Below are 23,197 nucleotides of genomic sequence, written 5' to 3'. Positions count from 1 at the left end.
TGACCCGGGCTCAAGTGTTCGCCGATTGGCTGGTCCGGTACCCGTGTTGTGTCCACGGGGACCGGATCAGCTCGCGGTGGCCGCGCAGAGAGGCGCTCGATGGTGTCGAATACAAACCAGGACCGGATGCAGGCTGCCCTACCGGCGATCCGCGCACTGCAAAAGCGCGCGGCGGAGCTCGAGGCGAAGCAGTCCGAGCCGATCGCGGTCGTGTCGATGGCCTGCCGCCTCCCTGGCGGGATCGACACCCCGGAGGGCTTCTGGGAACTCCTCGCCTCCGGCGGTGACGCCGTCGGCGGCCTGCCCTCGCGCTGGACCGGCCTCGACCTGTACGACGCGGATCCCGAGGCCGTCGGCAAGACGTACTCCCAGAACGGCGGATTCCTCGACGGCGCCGAGGACTTCGACGCCGCCTTCTTCGGCATCTCGCCGCGCGAGGCCCTGTCCATGGACCCGCAGCAGCGCCTGGTCCTGGAAACCTCCTGGGAGGCCCTGGAACGGGCCGGGATCCGCCCGGACGCGCTGATGGAGAGCCGTACCGGCGTCTACCTCGGCACGATGAGCTCCGACTACGGCCACCTGGGCCGCGACCTGGACGCCCTCGACGGCTACGTGAGCACCGGCAAGGCCTCCAGCGTGGTGTCCGGCCGCGTCTCCTACACCCTCGGCCTCCAGGGCCCGGCCGTCACCGTCGACACCGCCTGCTCCTCCTCGCTCGTCGCCCTGCACCTGGCCGTGCAGGCCCTGCGGCAGGGCGAGTGCGAACTCGCCCTCGCGGGCGGCGTCACCATCATGAGCGCCCCCTCCCTCTTCGTGGAGTTCTCCCGCCTGAAGGGCATGGCGGCCGACGGCCGCTGCAAGTCGTTCTCGGCGCAGGCCGACGGCGCCGGCTGGGCGGAAGGCGTCGGCGTGCTCGCCCTCAAGCGGCTCTCGGCCGCGCAGCGCGACGGCGACCGGGTCCTGGCCGTGATCCGCGGCTCGGCCGTCAACCAGGACGGCCGCAGCCAGGGCCTCACCGCCCCCAACGGACCCTCCCAGCAGCGCGTGATCCAGGACGCCCTCGCCGCCGCGCGCCTGACCCCCGCGGACATCGACGCGGTCGAGGCGCACGGCACGGGCACGTCTCTGGGCGACCCCATCGAGGCGGGCGCGCTGGCCGAGGTGTTCGGCCCCGGACGCGAGGCGGACCGGCCCGTTTACCTGGGGTCCTCGAAGTCGAACATCGGGCACGCGCAGGCCGCGGCCGGTGTCATCGGCGTGATCAAGATGGTGCTGGCGCTGGAGCACGGCATGCTCCCGAAGACCCTGCACGCCGAGGAGCCGACCCCGCTGATCGAGTGGGACACCAGCGGCCTGGAGCTGCTGAACGAGGCGCGTGCGTGGGAGCGGGGGGCGGAGCGCGTCCGCCGCGCGGGCGTCTCCTCCTTCGGCCTGAGCGGGACGAACGCCCACGTGGTGCTGGAGGAGCCCCCGGCGGGGGAGGCCGCCGAACCGGCCGCCGACGTGCTGACCGGGACGCCGCTTCCGGTGGTGGTGTCGGGGCGTGACGAGACCGCGCTGCGGGAGCAGGCGGGCCGGTGGGCGGACTGGCTGTCGGGACGTTCCGAGGCTGCGCCGCTCGCCGATGTCGCGGTGACGGCTGCCCGGCACCGTTCGCACTTCGCGTCGCGGGCGAGTGTGGTGGCCTCGGATGCGGCCGGTCTGGTGGAGGCGTTGCGGGCGTTGTCGGAGGGCACGTCGCACGACGCGGTGGTGACGGGTTCGGCCGCGCGCCGCGGGAAGGTCGTCTTCGTCTATCCCGGCCAGGGTTCGCAGTGGGTGGGCATGGGCCGCGAACTCCTGGCGTCCAACGCGGTGTTCGCGGCTGCGGTCGACGCGTGTGATGCGGCGTTGCGTCCGTTCACGGGGTGGTCGGTGCGTGAGGTGCTGGCGGGGGAGGAGGGTGATCATCCGCCGTTCGACCGGGTGGACGTGGTCCAGCCGGCCCTGTTCGCGATGGGTGTCGGTCTTTCCGCCGTCTGGCGTTCCCTGGGCGTCGAGCCGTCGGCGGTGGTGGGCCATTCGCAGGGTGAGGTGGTCGCGGCGGTGGTGAGCGGTGCTCTGACTTTGGAGCAGGGCTCGCAGATCGTCGCTCAGCGCTCCCAGGCCGTCCTCGCGTGCGCGGGTCAGGGCGGTATGGCGCTGATCGAACGCCCGGTGGCGGAAGTCGAGGAGTTCATCGCCCCGTACGGCGACGCCCTGTCGATCGCGGCGGTCAACACGGCCGGTTCGACCGTGATCTCCGGTCAGGCGGATGCAATCGTCCGGATCGTGGCGGAGCTGTCGGAGCAGAACGTCTACGCCCGCAAGATCAAGGTGGACTACGCGTCCCACAACGCCCAGATGGACCCCCTGCTGCCCGGCCTCGCCGAAGGCTTCGAGGGGATCGCTCCGACCGGTACGGACATCGCCTTCTACTCCACCGTCACCGGCCAGGCAGCGGACGGCACGGCGCTGGACGGCGGCTACTGGTGCCGCAACCTGCGCGAGCCGGTCCGTTTCGACCGTGCCCTGAACCAGCTTCTGGACGACGGCCACGGCGTGTTCGTGGAGATCTCCGCGCACCCGGTCCTGTCCATGCCGCTGACCGACGGCAGCGCGGAGCGCGGCGGCATCGTCATCGGCTCCCTCGCCCGGCAGCACGGCACCCCCGCCCAGCTGCTGCGCAACCTCGGACTGCTCCACGTCCAGGGCCACGCCCTGAACTGGGACCGCGTCCTCGGCTCCGGCACCGCCTCCCGTACCGGAGACCTGGTGCCGCTCCCCACCTACCCCTTCCAGCGCGAGCGGTACTGGCTGGAGTCCGACGAGCGGGCGGGCGACGTCCGTTCGCTGGGACTCACCGCCTCGGCGCACCCCTGGCTCGGCGCCGTCACCGCGCTGGCCGACGGCGAGGGGTACCTCTTCACCGGCCGGCTCTCCTCCGCGCAGCACCCCTGGCTCCGTGAGCACGCGGCCTTCGGCACGCCCCTCGTCCCCGGTACCGGCCTGCTCGAACTCGTCCTCACCGCCGCCCACCACGTCGGCGCACCCGGCGTGGCCGAACTCGCCCTGACCGAGCCGCTGCTGCTCGGCACCGACGGCGCCGTCCGCCTCCAGGTCGCCGTCGGCGCGCCCGACAGCACGGGCCGACGCCCCGTCGCGGTCTACAGCCTCCCCGAGAACGCGGCCGACGACGCCCCGTGGCGCCGCCACGCGGCGGGCTCCCTCGCGTCCGCCCCGACCGCCGACAGCGCCACGTTCGCCGAGCTGGCCCAGTGGCCGGTCCCCGGCACCCAGCCCGTCGACCTCGACGGCTTCTACGACCGCCTCCGCGCCCGCGGCCTCGACTACGGCCCCGCCTTCCAGGGCCTGACCGCGCTCCACCGCGCAGGCGACACCGCGTATGCGCAGGTCCGGCTGCCCGAGGGGCTGAAGGCCGACGAGTTCGGCATCCATCCCGCCCTCCTCGACGCGGCCCTGCACGCCCTGGTCGGCGTCCAGGACGCGAACACCGGGACCGACGCCTCGCAGGTGCTCCTCCCGTTCGAATGGACCGGTGTCGAGCTCCTCGGCGCCGGCGCCACCGAGCTGCGCGTACGCGTCGAGCTCGACTCCCGGCAGAACAGCGTGCGCGTCACCGCCACCGACCCGGCCGGTCGGCCCGTCGCCCACGCAGACGGACTCCAGCTGCGCGCCGCGGGCGCCGAGCAGCTCAAGGTCACCGAAACCGTCGACCACCTCTACCAGGTGGTCTTCCAAGCCCCGCCCGTCCGGGAGGAGCACCCGCAGGACGGTCTGACCTGGGTCCTGGGCGAGGAAACGCTCGGCTTCGACGCCGCCCACCGGGACGCGGACGCGCTGCTCGCCGCCGTCTCCGGTCTCGGCGGTGACACGGACGCCCCCGACCGCCTCGTCATCGACGCCACCCGCCCGACCGGCGCCACGGCCCTCCACGAGGCCACCGCCGGGCTGGAACTGCTGCAACGCCTGCTCGCCGAACCCCGCCTCGAACAGACCGAGCTGATCTGGCTGACCCGGGGCGCGGTGCACGCCGACGGCCCCGTACGCGATCTCGCGCGCGCGGGCCTGTGGGGACTCCTGCGCACGGCGCGCAGCGAGCACGCCGACCGGGTGATCCGCCTCGTCGACATCGACACCGAGCCGTCCGTCACGGCGGCGGACGTGGCGCGCGCCCTGTCCGTCACCGGTGAGCCGGAGCTGGCGGTGCGCGGCGGCGAGATCCGGGTGGCGCGTCTGGTGCGTGCGGAGACCGGCGGGGAGCTGCCGGAGTTCGCGGCGGACGGATCCGTTCTGGTGACGGGTGGTACCGGTGAGCTGGGTCGGGCGGTTGCCCGTCATCTGGTGTCGGTGCACGGCGTACGTCATCTCGTACTGACCTCCCGGCGCGGCATGGAGGCTCCGGGGGCCGGCGAGCTGGTGGCCGAGCTGGAGTCGGCCGGCGCCGAGACCGTACGGATCGTCGCGGCCGACGTCTCCGACCGCAACCAGGCGCAGGCCCTCCTGGCGGCGCCCGAGCGCCCCTGGACGGCCGTGTTCCACCTGGCCGCCGTGCTCGACGACGGTCTGCTGGTCTCGCAGGACGCGGAGCGTCTGGCGCGGGTCTGGCAGCCGAAGGCCGAAGCCGCGCTCCTCCTCCACGAGCTGACGCGGGGCCTTGACCTGGCGGCCTTCGTGCTCTTCTCCTCCGCCGCCGGTGTCCTCGGTGGCGCGGGCCAGAGCAACTACGCGGCGGCGAACACCTTCCTGGACGCCCTGGCCGCCCACCGCCGGGCGAACGGACTTCCCGCGACGAGCCTGTCCTGGGGACTGTGGCAGCAGGCCGGTCAGGGGCTGACCGCGACCCTCGGCCAGGCCGAACTCGCCCGGCTCCGTCGCCAGGGTGTCGCCGCGCTCAGCGAAGCACAGGGCCTGGCGGCCCTGGACGCGGCCCTGGCATCGGACCGACCGCACCTGGTCCCCGTACGCCTCGAACTCACCTCCCTCCAGCGGGAACTGGACGGCGACGGCGCCGTTCCGGCCCTGTTCCGGAGCCTGCTGCGCGCCCCGCGTCAGCGGGCCGGGCAGTCCGGCGGCACGCCGACCGGCCTGCGCGACCAGCTGGCCGCCCAGCCCGAGGCCGAGCGGCTCACGTCGCTGATCCGGTTGGTGCAGCGCGAGGCCGCGGTGGTCCTCGGTGTCGCGACCGCCGACGGGATCGGCGCGCAACAGGTGCTGAAGGAACTCGGCATCGACTCCCTGATGGCCGTGGAGCTTCGCCGTCGCCTGTCGTCCGAGACCGGGGTCACGCTGCCCTCGACGCTCGCCTTCGACTACCCCACGCCGACCGCCATCGCCGGCCTGCTCCTCGACAAGCTGGACCTGACCACCGGCAAGGCCAAGGCGAAGGCCAACGCGCTGCGCCACACCGCGACCGCCCCCGCCGCCGACGACCCCATCGCCGTCGTCTCGATGGCCTGCCGCCTCCCCGGCGGCATCGACACCCCCGAAGGCTTCTGGGAACTCCTCGCCTCCGGCGGGGACGCGGTCGGCGGCCTGCCCTCCCGCTGGGACAGCCTCGGCGTCTACGACCCCGACCCCGAAGCCGTCGGCAAGAGCTACTCGCGCGAAGGCGGCTTCATCCAGGACATCGAGCGCTTCGACGCCTCGTTCTTCGGCATCTCGCGGCGCGAGGCCGTATCGATGGACCCGCAGCAGCGCCTGGTCCTGGAAACCTCCTGGGAGGCCCTGGAACGGGCCGGGATCCGCCCCGACTCGCTCAGCGAAAGCCGTACGGGTGTCTACCTCGGCGCCATGACCTCCGACTACGGGCACATGGGCCACGACCTCGATGCCCTCGACGGCTACACCAGCACGGGCTACGCCTCCAGCGTCGTCTCCGGCCGCGTCTCGTACGCACTGGGCCTCCAGGGCCCGGCCGTCACCGTCGACACCGCCTGCTCCTCCTCGCTGGTGGCCCTCCACCTGGCGGCGAGTGCCCTGCGCCAGGGCGAGTGCGAGCTCGCGCTCGTCGGCGGCGTCACCGTGATGAACAGTCCCGCCCTCTTCGTGGAGTTCTCCCGCCTCAAGGGCATGGCGCCCGACGGCCGCTGCAAGTCCTTCTCGGCGCAGGCCGACGGCGCCGGCTGGGCCGAGGGCGTCGGCATCCTGGTCCTGAAGCGGCTGTCCGCCGCCGAACGCGACGGTGACCGGGTCCTGGCCGTGATCCGCGGCTCGGCCGTCAATCAGGACGGCCGCAGCCAGGGCCTCACCGCCCCCAACGGACCCTCCCAGCAGCGCGTGGTCCAGGAAGCACTCGAAGCGGCGCGGCTGACGCCCGCCGACATCGACGCGATCGAGGCGCACGGCACGGGCACCTCTCTGGGCGACCCGATCGAAGCGAACGCGCTGGCCGAGGTCTTCGGCCCCGACCGCGCCGAGGACCGGCCGGTCTACCTCGGCTCCTCCAAGTCGAACATCGGGCACGCGCAGGCAGCCGCCGGTGTGGTCGGTGTCATGAAGATGATCCTCGCCCTCCAGCACGAGACCCTGCCCAAGACCCTCCACGTCGACGAGCCCAGCCCGCACATCGCCTGGGAGGGCAGCGGCCTGGAGCTGCTGAATGAGGCGCGGCCGTGGGAGCGGGGCGCGCGGCGCACCCGCCGGGCGGGTGTCTCGTCCTTCGGCCTGAGCGGGACGAACGCCCACGTGATCGTGGAGGAGCCGCCCGCGGCCACCCCCGCACAGGGCGCCGTGGCTGCCGCGGACGCACCGCTTCCGGTGGTGGTGTCGGGGCGTGACGAGGCCGCGCTGTGCGAGCAGGCGGGTCGGTGGGCGGACTGGCTGTCCGCGCGCACCGAGGTCCCGGCGGCCGATGTGGCGATCACCGCCGCCCGGCACCGTTCGCACTTCGAGTCCCGGGCCAGTGTCGTGGCCGCGGACTCCGCCGGTCTGGTGGAGGCGCTGCGCGCGCTGGCCGAGGGCGGTTCCCCCGACGCGGTGGTGACCGGAACCGCGCGCGAGCGCGGCAAGGTCGTCTTCGTCTACCCGGGCCAGGGTTCGCAGTGGGTCGGGATGGGCCGTGAACTCCTCTCCTCCAGCATCGTGTTCGCGGAGGCCGTGGACGCCTGTGATGCCGCGCTGCGGCCGCACACGGGCTGGTCGGTGCGCGAGGTCCTCGCCGGTGAGGAGGGCGATCACCCGCCGTTCGACCGGGTGGACGTGGTCCAGCCGGCCCTGTTCGCCATGGGAGTGGGCCTGTCCGCCGTCTGGCGCTCTCTCGGTGTCGAGCCCTCTGCGGTCGTCGGCCACTCGCAGGGCGAGGTCGTCGCCGCTGTGGTGAGCGGTGCTCTGACTCTGGAGCAGGGCTCGCAGATCGTCGCCCAGCGCTCGCAGGCGGTTCTCGCCTGCGCCGGGCAGGGCGGTATGGCCCTGATCGAGCGCCCGCTGGCCGACGTGGAAGGGTTCCTCGCCCCCTACGGCGACGCCCTGTCCGTCGCCGCGGTCAACACCACCGGCTCGACGATCATCTCCGGTGCGGCGGACGCGATCACCGAGATCGTCGCGGTGCTCTCCGACCAGAACGTCTACGCCCGCAAGATCAATGTGGACTACGCCTCCCACAACGCCCAGATGGACCCCCTCCTCCCCGGTCTCGCCGCCGGCTTCGAGGGCCTGGTCCCGTCCCGGACGGACATCGCCCTCTACTCGACGGTGACCGGCCGGATCGCCGAAGGCACCGAGCTGGACGGCACCTACTGGTGCCGCAACCTGCGCGAGCCCGTCCGCTTCGACCGTGCCCTCGACCGGCTCCTGGAGGACGGCCACGGCGTGTTCGTCGAGATCAGCGCCCACCCGGTGCTGGCCATGCCGTTGACCGACGGCAGTGCGGAGCGCGGCGGCATCGTCGTCGGCTCCCTCGCCCGGCAGCACGGCGAGCCCGCCCAGCTGCTGCGCAACCTCGGCCTCCTCCACGTCCAGGGCCACGACCTGAACTGGGACCGCGTCCTCGGCACCGGCACGGGCAGCCTCGTACCGCTCCCCACCTACGCCTTCCAGCGCGAGCACTACTGGCTCGAGACCGCCAAGCCCACCAGCGACGTCCGTTCCGTCGGCCTGGACGTTCCCGAGCACCCCTGGCTCGGCGCGGTCACCGCGCTGGCCGACGGCGAGGGGCACGTCTTCACCGGGCGGATCTCGCTCGCCGAGCACCCCTGGCTGGCGCAGCACGCGGCCTTCGGTTCGGTGCTCGTCCCCGGTACCGGCCTGCTCGAACTGGCCCTCACCGCCGGCCACCACGTCGGCGCGCAGTCGGTCGAGGAACTCACCCTGCTGGAGCCGCTGACCCTGGCCGAGGATGCGGTCCTGCGCCTCCAGGTGGTCGTGGGCGCGCCCGACTCCACCGGCCGCCGCCCCGTCACGGTCTACAGCCGCCCCGACGACGTCTCCGACTCCGGCTGGCGCCGTCACGCCACGGGTGAGCTGGCGGAGTCCGCAGAGGCACTCACCCCCGCCGACGGTGACACGTTCGCGGAGCTGGCCCAGTGGCCGGTCCCGGGCGCGCAGCCGGTGGATCTGGACGGTTTCCACGACGGCTTCCGTGAGCGCGGTCTCGACTACGGTCCCGCCTTCCGCGGCCTGACCGAGCTGTGGCGCAAGGGCGACACGGCCTATGGACTGATCCGTCTCCCCGAGGGCCTGGCCGCCGACGACTTCGGTGTCCACCCCGCCCTCCTCGACGCCGCGCTGCACACCCTCATGGGCGTACGTGGCCAGGACCCGGACGACCGCCAGGTGCTGCTCCCGTTCGAGTGGACCGGCGTCGAGCTCCTCGCCTCCGGCGCCACCGAGCTGCGCGTGCGCATCGACCTCGACGACACCCGCACCAACACCCGCATCTGGGCCGCGGACCCGGCCGGGCAGCCCGTCGTCCGCGCCCGCGGCCTCGCGATCCGCGAGGCGAGCGCCGAGCAGGTCCGCGCCGGCGAGCGCGCCGAGCACCTCTACCGCGTCGACTTCGCCGCCCGCGGCGCGCTGGCGCACGAGGACGTCCCGGCGGGCGGCACATGGATTCTCGGCGACCACGCCGGGATGTTCGCACCATTGGAGGCCGACTATGTGGCTGATGTGGATGTACTCCTTGCCCAAATCGATGAACGGGCCGAACTACCCCTTCGACTGGTTGTGGATGCGACGCGAGGAATAGGGCACGGCGCGCAGCAGCAGACCGCGAACGCCCTCGCAACGCTCCGGCGTCTGCTCGCGGAACCCCGGCTCGCCCCGACCGAGCTGGTCTGGTTGACCCGCTCGGCCGTGGACACGGGCGACGGTGTAGCCGACCTGGCCCACGCCCCGCTGTGGGGTCTGGTCCGGGCGGCCCGCGCCGAGCACGCCGACCGTACGATCCGCCTGATCGACCTCGACCTCGGCCCTGAGGGCGGAGCCGATGACGTGCTGCTGCCGGAGGCTCTGTCGGTGGTGGGTGAGCCGGAGTTGGCGGTGCGTGGTGGTGAGGTCCGGGTGGCGCGTCTGGTGCGTGCGGAGTCGGGTGGGGAGTTGCCGCGGTTCGCGCCGGGTGGGTCTGTGCTGCTCACCGGTGGTACGGGTGAGTTGGGTCGGTCGGTGGCCCGTCATCTGGTCGCGGTGCACGGTGTACGGCATCTGGTTCTGACGTCGCGGCGCGGCATGGAGGCTCCGGGGGCCGGTGAGCTGGTGGCGGAGCTGGAGGCGGCGGGTGCGGAGTCGGTCCGGATCGTGGCGGCCGATGTCGCCGACCGCCGGCAGGTCGCAACGCTTCTCGCGGGTGCGACCCGTCCGTGGACGGCGGTGTTCCATCTCGCGGCCGTCTTGGACGACGGTCTGCTGGTCTCCCAGGACGCGGAGCGTCTGGCGCGTGTGTGGGGGCCGAAGGCTGAGGCCGCGCTGCACCTGCACGAGCTGACGCAGGACATGGACCTGGCGGCGTTCGTGCTGTTCTCCTCGGCTGCCGGTGTGCTCGGTGGTGCGGGTCAGAGCAATTACGCGGCGGCGAACACCTTCCTGGACGCCCTCGCGGCGCACCGCCGGGCCGCCGGCCTTGCCGCGACGAGTCTGTCGTGGGGTCTGTGGCAGCAGGCCGGTCAGGGCCTGACCGCCACCCTCGGCCAGGCCGAACTCGCCCGCATGCGCAGGCGCGGCATCGCGGCGCTCAGCGAAACGCAGGCTCTGGCGGCCCTGGACGCGGCCCTGGCGTCCGACCGGCCGCACCTGGTCCCCGTACGCCTCGAACTCACCCCGCTGCAACGCGAACTGGACAACGGCGGCGACGCCCCCGCCCTGCTGCGCGGTCTCCTGCGCGCCCCGCGCAAGCGCGCGGGCGGTGAGGCGGCGGCCGGCGGGAACGGGCTGCGGGAGCAGCTGACCGTCCTGCCGGAAGGCGAGCGCCTGCCACGGCTCGTCCAACTGGTGCAGCACGAGGCCGCCGTGGTCCTCGGCGCCTCCGGCAGCGCGGGCGTCGGCGCCCAGCAGGTCCTCAAGGAGCTCGGCATGGACAGCCTGATGGCCGTCGAGCTTCGGCGCCGCCTCTCCGCCGAGACCGGTGTCACGCTGCCCTCCACCCTCGCCTTCGACTACCCCACGCCCACCGCCATCGCCGGGCTGCTGCTCGACAAGCTGGCCGTGGGAACCGGGGGAGGGGCACGGCCCGGACGGCGCCCCGGACAGCGCGTGACGAAGAACCAGATCGACAACCTCGTGGAACTCCTGCGTTCCGCGACACCGAAACAACTCGAGGAGCCGGGCCTGGCCGCCGGGCTGCTGGCCCTGCGGGACGACTTGGCCAAGGTCTCCGCCGCAGCCGACGCCGCAGCGGCCGCCGCGTCCGGCACGGCCGACACGGCGGACACGGCCGAAGCCGCCGGGGCCGACGCCGCGCTCGGCGGCGACAGCACCGATGACCTCCTTCAGTTCCTGGATCGCAAGCTTGGAGTGAGCGAATGAGCGCGTCCGAAGTCGAGAAGCTGGCCAAGCTCGAGGCGTACCTGCGGCGCACGGCGAACGCGCTCGTCGAGACCGAGAAGGAACTCGACGCCGAGCGGGCCGCCCGTACCGAACCGATCGCCGTCGTGTCGATGGCCTGCCGCCTCCCCGGCGGGATCGACACCCCCGAAGGCTTCTGGGAACTCCTCGCCTCCGGCGGGGACGCGGTCGGCGGCCTCCCGTCCCGCTGGGACAGCCTGGGCGTCTACGACCCCGACCCCGAGGCCGTCGGCAAGAGCTACGCCCGCGAGGGCGGCTTCATCGACGGAGCCGAAGGCTTCGACGCCGCCTTCTTCGGCATCTCGCCGCGCGAGGCCCTGTCCATGGACCCGCAGCAGCGCCTGGTCCTGGAAACCTCCTGGGAGGCCCTGGAACGGGCCGGCGTCCGCCCCGACTCGCTCAGTGAAAGCCGTACCGGCGTCTACCTCGGCACGATGAGCTCCGACTACGGCAACCAGCAGGGCCATGACCTCAACGCCCTCGACGGCTACAGCACCGGCAACGCGAGCAGCGTCGTCTCCGGCCGCGTCTCCTACACGCTCGGCCTCCAAGGTCCGGCCGTCACCGTCGACACCGCCTGCTCCTCCTCACTCGTCTCCATCCACCTGGCCGTGCAGGCCCTGCGGCAGGGCGAATGCGACCTCGCCCTCGCCGGCGGCGTGACCGTGATGAGCACCCCGGCCCTGTTCGTGGAGTTCTCCCGCCTGAAGGGCATGGCGGCCGACGGCCGCTGCAAGTCGTTCTCGGCCGCAGCGGACGGCGCGGGCTGGGCCGAGGGCGCCGGCGTGCTCGTGCTGAAGAAGCTGTCCGCCGCCCAGCGCGACGGCGACCGGGTCCTGGCCGTCATCCGGGGCTCGGCCGTCAACCAGGACGGCCGCAGCCAGGGCCTCACCGCCCCCAACGGACCCTCCCAGCAGCGCGTCATCCACGACGCCCTGGAAGCGGCCCAGCTGACGCCCGCCGACATCGACGCGATCGAGGCGCACGGCACCGGCACCCCGCTGGGGGACCCGATCGAAGCGAACGCGCTGGCCGAGGTCTTCGGCCCCGACCGCACCGTGGACCGGCCCGTCTATCTCGGGTCCTCGAAGTCGAACATCGGGCACGCGCAGGCCGCCGCCGGTGTCATCGGCGTGATCAAGATGGTGCTGGCGCTGGAGCACGGGACGCTCCCGAAGACCCTGCACGCCGAGGCACCCAGCCCGCACATCGAGTGGAAGAGCAGCGGCCTGGAGCTGCTGAACGAGGCGCGGGCGTGGGAGCGGGGCGCGGAGCGCGTCCGCCGCGCGGGCGTCTCCTCCTTCGGCCTGAGCGGTACGAACGCGCACATCCTCCTCGAGGAACCCCCGGCCGTCGCTCCGTCGGCGTCGGCGTCGGCCGAGCCGACCGGAGCGGCGCCGCTTCCGGTGGTGGTGTCGGGGCGCGACGAGGCCGCGCTGCGCGAGCAGGCGGGCCGGTGGGCGGACTGGATCGCGCGGCACCCGGACGTCCCGGTCTGCGATGTGGCGGTGACGGCTGCCCGGCACCGTTCGCACTTCGCGTCGCGGGCGAGTGTGGTCGCCTCGGATTCGGCTGGTCTGGTGGAGGCGTTGCGGACGCTGTCCGACGGCGCGCCGCACGACGCGGTGGTCACCGGGACGGCGACCGAGCGTGGAAAGGTCGTCTTCGTCTACCCGGGGCAGGGTTCGCAGTGGGTCGGGATGGGCCGTGCCCTGCTCGCGCAGAACGAGACCTTCCGGCAGACGGTCGACGCGTGTGATGCGGCGTTGCGTCCGTTCACGGGGTGGTCGGTGCGTGAGGTGCTGGCGGGGGAGGAGGGTGACCATCCGCCGTTCGACCGGGTGGACGTGGTCCAGCCGGCCCTGTTCGCGATGGGTGTCGGCCTCTCCGCCGTCTGGCGCTCCCTGGGCGTCGAGCCGTCGGCGGTGGTCGGCCACTCGCAGGGTGAGGTGGTCGCGGCGGTGGTGAGCGGTGCTCTGACTTTGGAGCAGGGCTCGCAGATCGTCGCTCAGCGCTCCCAGGCCGTCCTCGCGTGCGCCGGCCAAGGCGGTATGGCGCTGATCGAACGCCCGGTGGCGGAGGTCGAGGAGTTCATCGCCCCGTACGGCGACGCCCTGTCGGTCGCGGCGGTGAACACGGCCGGTTCGACCGTGATCTCCGGTCAGGCGGATGCGATCGTCCGTATCGTGGCGGAGCTGTCGGAGCAGAACGTCTACGCCCGCAAGATCAATGTGGACTACGCCTCCCACAACGCCCAGATGGACCCCCTGCTGCCCGGTCTCGCCGAAGGCTTCGAGGGGATTGCTCCGACCGGTACGGACATCACCTTCTACTCCACCGTCACCGGCCAGGTAGCGGACGGCACGGCGCTGGACGGCGGCTACTGGTGCCGCAACCTGCGTGAGCCGGTCCGTTTCGACCGTGCCCTCGACCGGCTTCTGGACGACGGCCACGGCGTGTTCGTGGAGATCTCCGCGCACCCGGTCCTGTCCATGCCGCTGACCGACGGCAGTGCCGAACGCGGCGGCATCGTCGTCGGCTCCCTCGCCCGGCAGCACGGCGAGCCCGCCCAGCTGCTGCGCAACCTCGGACTCCTCCACGTCCAGGGCCACGACCTTGGCTGGGACTTCCTGGGCTCCGGAAACCTCCTACCGCTCCCCACCTACGCCTTCCAGCGCGAGCACTACTGGATGGACGCCCCGAAGACCTCCGGCGACGTGCGCCGGGTCGGTCTCGATGTCTCCGAGCACCCCTGGCTCGGGGCCGTCCTCTCCCTCGCCGACGGCGAAGGGCACCTGTTCACCGGGCGGATCTCGCTCGCCGAGCACCCCTGGCTGGCCGGTCACGCGGCCTTCGGTTCGGTGCTCGTCCCCGGTACCGGCCTGCTCGAACTGGCCCTCACCGCCGCCCACCACGTCGGCGCACCCGGCGTGGCCGAACTCGCCCTGACCGAGCCGCTGCTGCTCGGCACCGACGGCGCCGTCCGCCTCCAGGTCGCCGTCGGCGCCCCCGAGAGCACCGGCCGCCGCCCCGTCACCATCTACACCCGCCCCGAGGGCAGCGACGAGGAATGGCGCCGTCACGCCACGGGTGAGCTGGCGGAGTCCGCAGAGGCACTCGCCCCCGCCGACGGTGACACGTTCGCGGAGCTGGCCCAGTGGCCGGTCCCGGGCGCGCAGCCGGTGGATCTGGACGGTTTCTACGACGGCTTCCGTGAGCGCGGTCTCGACTACGGTCCCGCGTTCCAGGGCTTGACCGAGCTGTGGCGCAAGGGCGACACGGCCTACGGACTGATCCGTCTCCCCGAGGGATTGGCCGCCGACGACTTCGGTGTCCACCCCGCCCTCCTCGACGCCGCGCTGCACACCCTCATGGGCGTACGCGACGAAGAAGCACGCCAGCGCGTGTTCATGCCGTTCGAGTGGACCGGTGTCGAGCTCCTCGCCGCCGGCGCCACCGAGCTGCGCGTGCGCGTCGAGGTCGGATCCGGCGCCGACGAACACCTCAGCCTCACGGTCGCCGACGGCACCGGCCGCCCCGTCGTCCGGACGCGCGGCCTCGCGATCCGCGAGGCGAGCGCCGAGCAGATCCGGGCCGGTGAGCGCGCCGAACACCTGTACCACGTCGAGTTCCGCCCCACGCGGACGCCGGCCGACACGGAGCCGACCGGCGAGACCTGGGCCCTCGACGGTGACGCCGGGATCGCCGCCGCCCTCGGGGCGCGGGTGTTCGCCGACGCCGAGGTGCTCCTCGCGCACCTCGGCGAAGGAGCCGACGCCCCCGCCCGCGTCCTCGTGGACGCCACCGGCGAAGCTCCTGCCACCGACGCCCGCTCGCTGACCGCTGCCGCGCTCCGGACCCTCCAACTCCTGCTGGCAGAACCGCGCCTGGAACAGTCCGAGCTGATCTGGCTGACCCGCTCTGCCGTCAACGGCGTTAACGCCGTTAACGCTGTCGACGACGTTCGTGACGATGGCACCGCCCATGCGGCCCGTGACCGTAACGGTGACGGTGACGGTGACGGCGTGGCCGGATTGGCCCACGCCGCACTGTGGGGCCTGCTCCGCGCAGCGCGCGCCGAGCACCCCGACCGTACGATCCGCCTCATCGACCTCGGCGCCGACCGTGCTCAGGACGACCTCGTACTGGCCCCCGCCCTCACCCTCACCGGCGAGCCCGAACTCGCCCTCCGCGGTGGGGAGATCCGCACCGCCCGCCTCGTCCGTACGGCCAAGACCTCCGGCGCCCCGCGCCTGGACCCCGACGGATCCGTGCTGGTCACGGGTGGTACGGGTGAGTTGGGTCGGTCGGTGGCCCGTCATCTGGTCGCGGTGCACGGTGTACGGCATCTGGTTCTGACGTCGCGGCGCGGCATGGAGGCTCCGGGGGCCGGTGAGCTGGTGGCGGAGCTGGAGGCGGCGGGTGCGGAGTCGGTCCGGATCGTGGCGGCCGATGTCGCCGACCGCCGGCAGGTCGCAACGCTTCTCGCGGGTGCGACCCGTCCGTGGACGGCGGTGTTCCATCTCGCGGCGGTGTTGGACGACGGTCTGCTGGTGTCGCAGGACGCGGAGCGTCTGGCGCGTGTGTGGGGGCCGAAGGCTGAGGCCGCGCTGCACCTGCACGAGCTGACGCAGGACATGGACCTGGCGGCGTTCGTGCTGTTCTCCTCGGCTGCCGGTGTGCTCGGTGGTGCGGGTCAGAGCAATTACGCGGCAGCGAACACCTTCCTGGACGCCCTCGCGGCGCACCGCCGGGCCGCCGGCCTTGCCGCGACGAGTCTGTCGTGGGGTCTGTGGCAGCAGGCCGGTCAGGGCCTGACCGCCACCCTCGGCCAGGCCGAACTCGCCCGCATGCGCCGCATGGGCATCGGCGCGCTCACCGAGCAGCAGGGCCTCGCGGCCCTGGACGCGGCCCTCGGCTCGACGCACCCGCACCTGGTCCCGGTCAAGCTCGACCTGGTCACCCTGCAACGGCGCCCGGACGAGCTGCCCGCCCTGCTGCGGGCCCTCGTCCGCGCGCCGAAGACGCGCGTCGGCAGCGGCCCGGCCGCTCCGTCGGGTCTGCGGGAGCAGCTGGCGGCGCAGCCGGCGGCCGAGCGGCTGCCGTCGCTGGTCCGGCTGGTGCAGCGCGAGGCGGCCGTGGTCCTGGGCGTGGCGAGCGCCGACGGGATCGGAGCGCAGCAGGTGCTGAAGGAACTCGGCATCGACTCCCTCATGGCCGTCGAACTGCGCCGCCGCCTCTCCGCCGAGACCGGCGTCACCCTGCCCTCCACCCTCGCCTTCGACTACCCGACCCCCACCGCCATCGCCGGCCTGCTCCTGGACAAGCTGGACCTGACGTCCGCCCACTCCCGGACCAAGCCGCACACCTCCCGGCGGCCCACCGGATCCGCGCCCGCCGCCGACGACCCCATCGCCGTCGTGTCGATGGCCTGCCGCCTCCCCGGCGGCATCGACACCCCCGAGGCCTACTGGCACCTCCTCGCCACGGGCGGTGACGCGATCGGTGAACTGCCCTCGCGCTGGGAGAACCTCGGCGTCTACGACCCCGACCCCGAAGCGGTCGGCAAGAGCTATGCCCGCGAGGGCGGCTTCATCGAGGCCGCCGCCGACTTCGACGCCGCCTTCTTCGGCATCTCGCAGCGCGAGGCCCTGTCCATGGACCCGCAGCAGCGCCTCGTCCTGGAGACCGCCTGGGAGGCCCTCGAGCGCGCGGGCATCCGTCCCGGCTCGCTGAGCGAGAGCCGTACGGGCGTCTACCTCGGCGCCATGAGCTCCGACTACGGCGAGCAGGGCCGCGAACTCGACGCCTTCGACGGGTACGTGAGCACCGGCAACGCGAGCAGCGTCGTCTCCGGCCGCGTTTCCTATGCGCTGGGCCTCCAGGGACCGGCCGTCACCGTCGACACCGCCTGCTCCTCCTCGCTCGTCTCCCTGCACCTCGCCGCGAGCGCCCTGCGCCAGGGCGAGTGCGACCTCGCGCTCGTCGGCGGCGTCACCGTCATGAGCACGCCCCGCCTGTTCGTGGAGTTCTCCCGCCTCAAGGGCATGGCCCCCGACGGCCGCTGCAAGTCGTTCTCCGCCCTGGCCGACGGCGCCGGCTGGTCCGACGGAGTCGGCATCCTGGTCCTGAAGCGGCTGTCGGCCGCGCAGCGCGACGGCGACCGGGTCCTGGCCGTCGTCCGTGGCTCGGCCGTCAACCAGGACGGCCGCAGCCAGGGTCTCACCGCGCCGAACGGGCCCGCGCAGCAGCGCGTGATCCTCGACGCGCTGGAAGCGGCGCGGCTGACGCCCGCCGACATCGACGCCGTCGAGGCGCACGGCACCGGCACCCCGCTCGGCGACCCGATCGAAGCCGGCGCGCTCGCCGAGGTGTTCGGCCCCGACCGCGCCGAGGACCGGCCCGTCTACCTCGGCTCCTCCAAGTCGAACATCGGGCACGCGCAGGCCGCCGCCGGTGTCGCGGGCGTCATGAAGATGATCCTCGCCCTCCAGCACGAGACCCTGCCCAAGACCCTCTACGTCGACGAGCCCAGCCCGCACATCGCCTGGGACGGCAGCGGTCTGGAACTCCTGCGGGACGCCCGCCCCTGGGCCCGGGAAGCGACGCGCACCCGCCGCGCGGGGGTCTCCTCCTTCGGCCTGAGCGGTACGAACGCCCACGTCGTCCTCGAAGAGCCCCCGGCGCCTGCCCCGGCCCCTGCCCCTGCCCCGGCCGCGGCCGCGCCGACACCCGGCGTGACCGCCGCAACCGCCCCGACCGCCCCGCCCGCAGCGACTGAAGCGACCGAAGCGACCGAAGCGACCGGAGCGACGGAGTCCGCCCAGCCGACCGAAGCCGCGCCCGTCCCCGCCTCTTCTGCCCCCGCTCCCGCTCCCGTCCCCCTGGTCCTCTCCGGCCGTGACGAGTCCGCCCTGCGCACCCAGGCCGCCCGCTGGGCCGACTGGCTCGAAGGCCGGCCCGAAGTCCCGGTCGCCGACCTCGCGTACACCGCGGCCCGCCACCGCACCCCCTTCGAGCACCGGGCCGCCCTCACGGTGACCACCACGGCCGAAGCGGTCACCGCGCTGCGCGCCCTCGCCGAGGGCCGCACCCCGGCGGGCGCCGCCGAGGGCGCCGCGGGCGACGGCCCCCTCGCCGTCCTTTTCACCGGACAGGGCAGCCAGCGCCCCGGCATGGGCCGCGCCCTGCACGCCGCCTTCCCGGCCTTCCGGCGGGCCTTCGACGCGGTCTGCGCCGCGCTCGACCCGCACCTGGACCGGCCGCTGGCCGAGCTCGTCCTCGGCGGCTCCGCACTCGTCCACGAGACGCAGTACGCCCAGCCCGCCCTCTTCGCCGTCGAGACCGCGCTGTTCCGGCAGTGGGAGGCGTGGGGCGTGCGCCCCGCCGCGGTCGCCGGCCACTCCGTCGGTGAACTCGCCGCGGCCCACGTCGCCGGGGTCCTCACCCTGGACGACGCGGCCCGCCTGGTCGCCGCCCGCGGCCGGCTGATGCAGGCGTGCGAGCGCGGCGGAGCCATGGCGTCGGTGGAGGCATCCGAATCCGAGGTCCTCGACGCCCTGGGAGCCCTCGCAGCCGAGGTGGCGGGCCGCGTGTCGATCGCCGGCGTCAACGGGCCCGCGCAGACCGTCGTCAGCGGCGACGAGGCCGCCGTGGCCGCCGTCACCGGCCGCTTCAGCGACCTCGGCCGCCGCACCCGCCGCCTGACGGTCTCGCACGCGTTCCACTCGCCGCACATGGACGCCATGCTCGACGCCTACCGGCAGGTGGCCGAGGAAACCGACTTCGCGGCCCCGCGGATCCCGGTCGTCTCCACCGTCACCGGCACCCGGATGGGCCCCGACCTCGCGCCCGGCGACGGTCTGCGCGCCGCCGGGTACTGGGTGCGCCAGGTCCGTGACGCCGTCCGCTTCCTGGACGCCGTACGGACCCTCGAAGCCGACGGCATCGGCCGGCACCTCGAATGCGGGCCGGCCGCCGTGCTGGCCGCGATGGGCGCCCACTGCGTCACCGCTCCCGCCGTGTTCGTCGCCTCCCAGCGCGCGCCCAAGGACCCCGACCAGGCCCCGGACGAGGTCCGCGCCCTCGTCGAGGCCCTCGGCGCGCTCCACGTCAGCGGCTCGGAACCGGAGTGGGAGCAGGTCTTCACCGACCGGCCCGCGTCCGCGGGCGCCCGCGCCGCCGAACTGGCCGCGGACCTGCCCACGTACGCCTTCCAGCGCGAGCGCTACTGGCTGGAGCCCGCCCGCGGCGGCGCCCGCGGCGCCCGCGACACCGGTCTCGTCGCGGCCGGGCACCCCTGGCTCGCCGCCGTGCTGACGCTCGCCGACGGCGAGGGCCAGCTGCTCTCCGGCCGGCTCTCGCTCGCCGACCACCCGTGGCTCGCCGACCACGCCGTCTTCGGCAGCGTCCTGGTGCCGGGCACCGGGCTGCTGGACCTCGCGCTGGCCGCGGCCCGGTCCGTCGGCTCCGAGCGGGTCGCCGAACTCACCCTCGCCCAGCCGCTCGTCCTGGCCCCCGGCGCACCCCTGCGGCTCCAGGTCAAGGTCGGCGCCCCGGACGCGGAGGGACGGCGGAAGATCGCCGTCCACAGCCAGCCCGAGGCATCCGCCGATCCGGCCGCCTGGACCCTGCACGCCTCCGGCGAACTCGCCGACGAACCCGACCCCCGGACCCCCGGGGGCCTCGCCGAACTGGCCCAGTGGCCCGTGCCGGGCGCCGAGCCCGTCGGACTCGACGGCTTCTACGAGCGTCTCGGCGGCGAGGGCCTCGCCTACGGCCCGGCCTTCCGGGGCCTGACCGCCCTCGCCCGCCGCGGCGACGTCGCCTACGGCCACGTCGTCCTGCCCGAGCCGCTGCGCCAGGGCGTCGACGGCCACGGCGTGCACCCCGCGCTGCTGGACGCCGCCCTGCACGTCCTGGCCGGCGTCACCCCCGAAGGGGAGCGACCGGACGGCACGGTCCTGCTGCCCTTCGCCTGGACCGACGTCACCCTGTACGCCACCGACAGCACCGAACTGCGCGTCCGCATCACCCTCGACCCCGCCGACGGCCAACACCCCGGCGACGGCCAGGGCCCCGCCGACGCCGACGCTGACGCCGACGGCCACGGCGCCGCCCGGCAGGCGCGGTCCGCGCCCGACGCCCTGCGCGCCACCGTGCTCGTCACCGACGCCACCGGCGAGCCCGTGCTGTCCGGGGCCCTGCAGATCCGGCAGGCATCCGCCGAACAGCTGCGGCCCGCCCGCTCCGAGGCCGAGCACCTCTACCGCGTCGACTTCCAGCCGGTGACCGAACCCGCCCAGGACGCCCCGAGCCCCGCCACCACCCTGGTCATCGGCGGCAGCGGAGCCCTCGCGCAGACCCTCGGCGCCACCTGGTCGGCGGGCCCCGAGCCGCTGACCGCCGGCGGGCCCGCCCCCGAGCGCATCGTCATCGACGCGACGGGGACCGGCCCGGCCGGCTCGGCCGAGCCGTACACCGCGGACGCGCTGGGGCTCCTGCAGCACCTGCTCGCCTCGGCGGGCGCGGAGTCCGAGCTGGTCTGGATCACCCGCGACGCCGTCGCGGCCCGGCCCGAGGACACCGTCGCCGACCTCGCCCACGCCCCGCTGTGGGGCCTGGTGCGGGCCGTCCGCGGCGAGGTCCCCGACCGCACCCTGCGCCTGGTCGACCTCGACACCCCCGACCCCGACCCGGCGGCCCTGGCCGCCGCCCTCGCCACCCCCGACGAGCCCGAACTGGCGCTGCGCGGCGGCGCCCTGTTCGCCCCCCGCCTCGTGCGCGCCGTCCGCGCCGCGGCGGCGGACGGCGGCCAGGCGCTCACCGCGCCCGCCGGCGAGGGGCCCTGGCACCTGGACATCCGGGAGAAGGGCAGCATCGACAGCCTCGAACTCGTGCCCGTCCCGGCCGGCGGCCCGCTCGGCCCCGACGAGGTCCGCGTCGCCGTCCGCGCCGCGGGCATGAACTTCCGCGACGTGCTCAACGCGCTCGGCATGGTCGCCACGCCCAAGCTGGGCCTGGAGTTCGCCGGCACCGTCCTGGAGACCGGATCCGCGGTCACCCACCTGCGTCCGGGCGACCGGGCCATGGGCCTGGCCCTGGGCGCCTTCGGCACCGAGGTCCGCGGCGACGGCCACCTGATGGCCCGGCTGCCCGACACCCTCACCTTCGAGGAGGGCGCGACGATCCCGCTCGCCTTCCTCACCGCGTACTACGCCCTCACCGACCTCGGAGCGCTGTGCCCCGGCGAGAAGCTCCTCGTCCACGCGGCCGCCGGCGGCGTCGGCATGGCCGCCGTCCAGCTCGCCCACCACCTGGGCGCCGAGGTCTACGGAACGGCCAGCCACCCCAAATGGGACGCGGTGCGCGCCCTCGGCCTGCCCGACGAGCGCATCGCCTCCTCCCGCGACACCGCCTTCGAGCAGCGGTGGCTGACCGCCACCGGCGGCGCCGGCTTCGACGCCGTACTGAACTCCCTCGCGGGGGAGTTCACCGACGCCTCACTGCGCCTGCTGCCCCGCGGCGGACGCTTCCTGGAGATGGGCAAGACCGACATCCGCGACGCCGGCGCCGTCGCCGCCGCCCACCCGGGCGTCGCCTACAGCGCCTTCGACCTGATGTCGCTGGAGCCCGCGCACCTGCACCGGATGCTCACCGACCTGTCCGGCCTGCTCGCCGACCGGGTGATCACCCCGCTGCCGTACCTCGCCTACGACGTACGGGAGGCCCCCGCGGCCTTCCGCCACATGGCGCAGGGCCGCCACACCGGCAAACTGGTCCTGACCGTCGGCCGGGCGCTCGACCCGGAGGGCGTGGTCCTGCTCACCGGCGGCACCGGCGACCTCGGCCGCGGCCTGGCCGCGCACCTGGTGGCCGAGTACGGCGTCCGCCACCTCGTCCTGACCTCCCGCCAGGGCATGGCCGCTCCGGGCGCGCCGGAGCTGGTGGCCGCCCTGGAAGCCGCCGGCGCCGCCGAGGTGCGCGTCGTGGCCTGCGACGTCTCGGACCGCGACGCGGTGGCCCGGCTGCTTGCCGAGGCGGGCGAGGAGCGCCCGCTGACGGGCGTGGTGCACCTGGCGGCCGTCATCGACGACGGCGTCGTGCAGCACCAGACGCCCGAGCGCTTCGCCCGCGTCCTTGCCCCCAAGCTGGCGGGCGCCCGGCACCTGCACGAGCTCACCCGCGGGCTGGACCTGGCCGCGTTCGTGCTGTTCTCCTCGGTGGCCGGCACCCTTGGTTCGCCCGGCCAGTCCAACTACGGGGCCGCCAACGCCTTCCTGGACGCGCTCGCCGCCCACCGCCACAAGCTCGGCCTGCCCGCCACCAGCCTCGCCTGGGGCCTGTGGGACCAGGGCGGCGCCGGGATGACCGCGGGGCTCGGCGAGGCCGAACTCGCCCGGATGCGCCGCCAGGGCGCCCGGGCGCTGACCGCCGCCGAGGGCCTGGCCCTCTTCGACACGGCCCTGGCCCGCCCCGAACCGCACCTGGTCCCGCTCAAGCTCGACACCGCCCGGCTCGCGTCCGCCGACTCCGCGGCGCGGCCTCCGGCGCTGCTGCGGGCCCTGGTGCGCGCGCGACCCGGGAAGGCCAAGGAGGCCGCCGAGCGCGGCTCGGCCTTCCGGGACCGGCTGGCGGCCCTGCCCGGGGAGGCACGCGAGGCGGAACTGCGCACGTTCGTCCAGCAGGAGGTGACCGCGGTCCTCGGCCTGTCCGGCAGCGTCCCGCTCGACAAGCCCATGCGGGAGTTCGGCTGGGACTCCCTGATGGCCGTGGAGCTCAAGAACCGCCTGGCCCGCCACACGCAGGTGGCCGTGCCGAACACGCTCGCCTTCGACTACCCGACACCGCGCGCCATCGCCGGATACCTGCTCGGCAAGCTCTCCTTCGACGGCGCACCGCAGGTCGCGGCCGTCGCCGCCGACACCCCGCCCGAGGACCCGGCGCAGGCCGCGCAGTGGGCGGTGGCCCGGATCGGCGCCGAACGGCTGCGCCAGAGCGGCCTGCTGGAGCGGCTGCTGGAGCTCGCCGCGCCGGCCACCGCCACGGCCGGTGCACCGGCTGACGCACTGCAGACCGCCCAGGAGCTGACCGACGACGAGATGGACGCGGCCCTGGACGCCGTCCTCGGCGGCATCTGACCGACCCCCGGCGGCCGGCCTCC

General features: G+C 74.1%; 1 protein-coding gene and 1 pseudogene. Both read left to right on the top strand.

Going from position 1 to position 23,197, the window contains the following annotated elements:
- Positions 1-168: 168 nt before the first annotated feature.
- Positions 169-10,995: pseudogene (locus AC07FY_RS24260) on the top strand (type I polyketide synthase); the annotation flags it as partial.
- Entirely contained in the window at positions 10,992-23,174 is a 12,183-nt protein-coding gene (locus AC07FY_RS24255; protein ID WP_479009548.1) for an SDR family NAD(P)-dependent oxidoreductase, read from the top strand. The pseudogene AC07FY_RS24260 and the gene AC07FY_RS24255, both read left to right, overlap by 4 nt.
- Positions 23,175-23,197 lie beyond the last annotated feature (23 nt).

The organism is Streptomyces sp. NPDC045967 (genome assembly GCF_056430495.1).
Note: the sequence above shows the minus strand (reverse complement) of the source record. Positions and strands in the feature narration are given on the sequence as shown.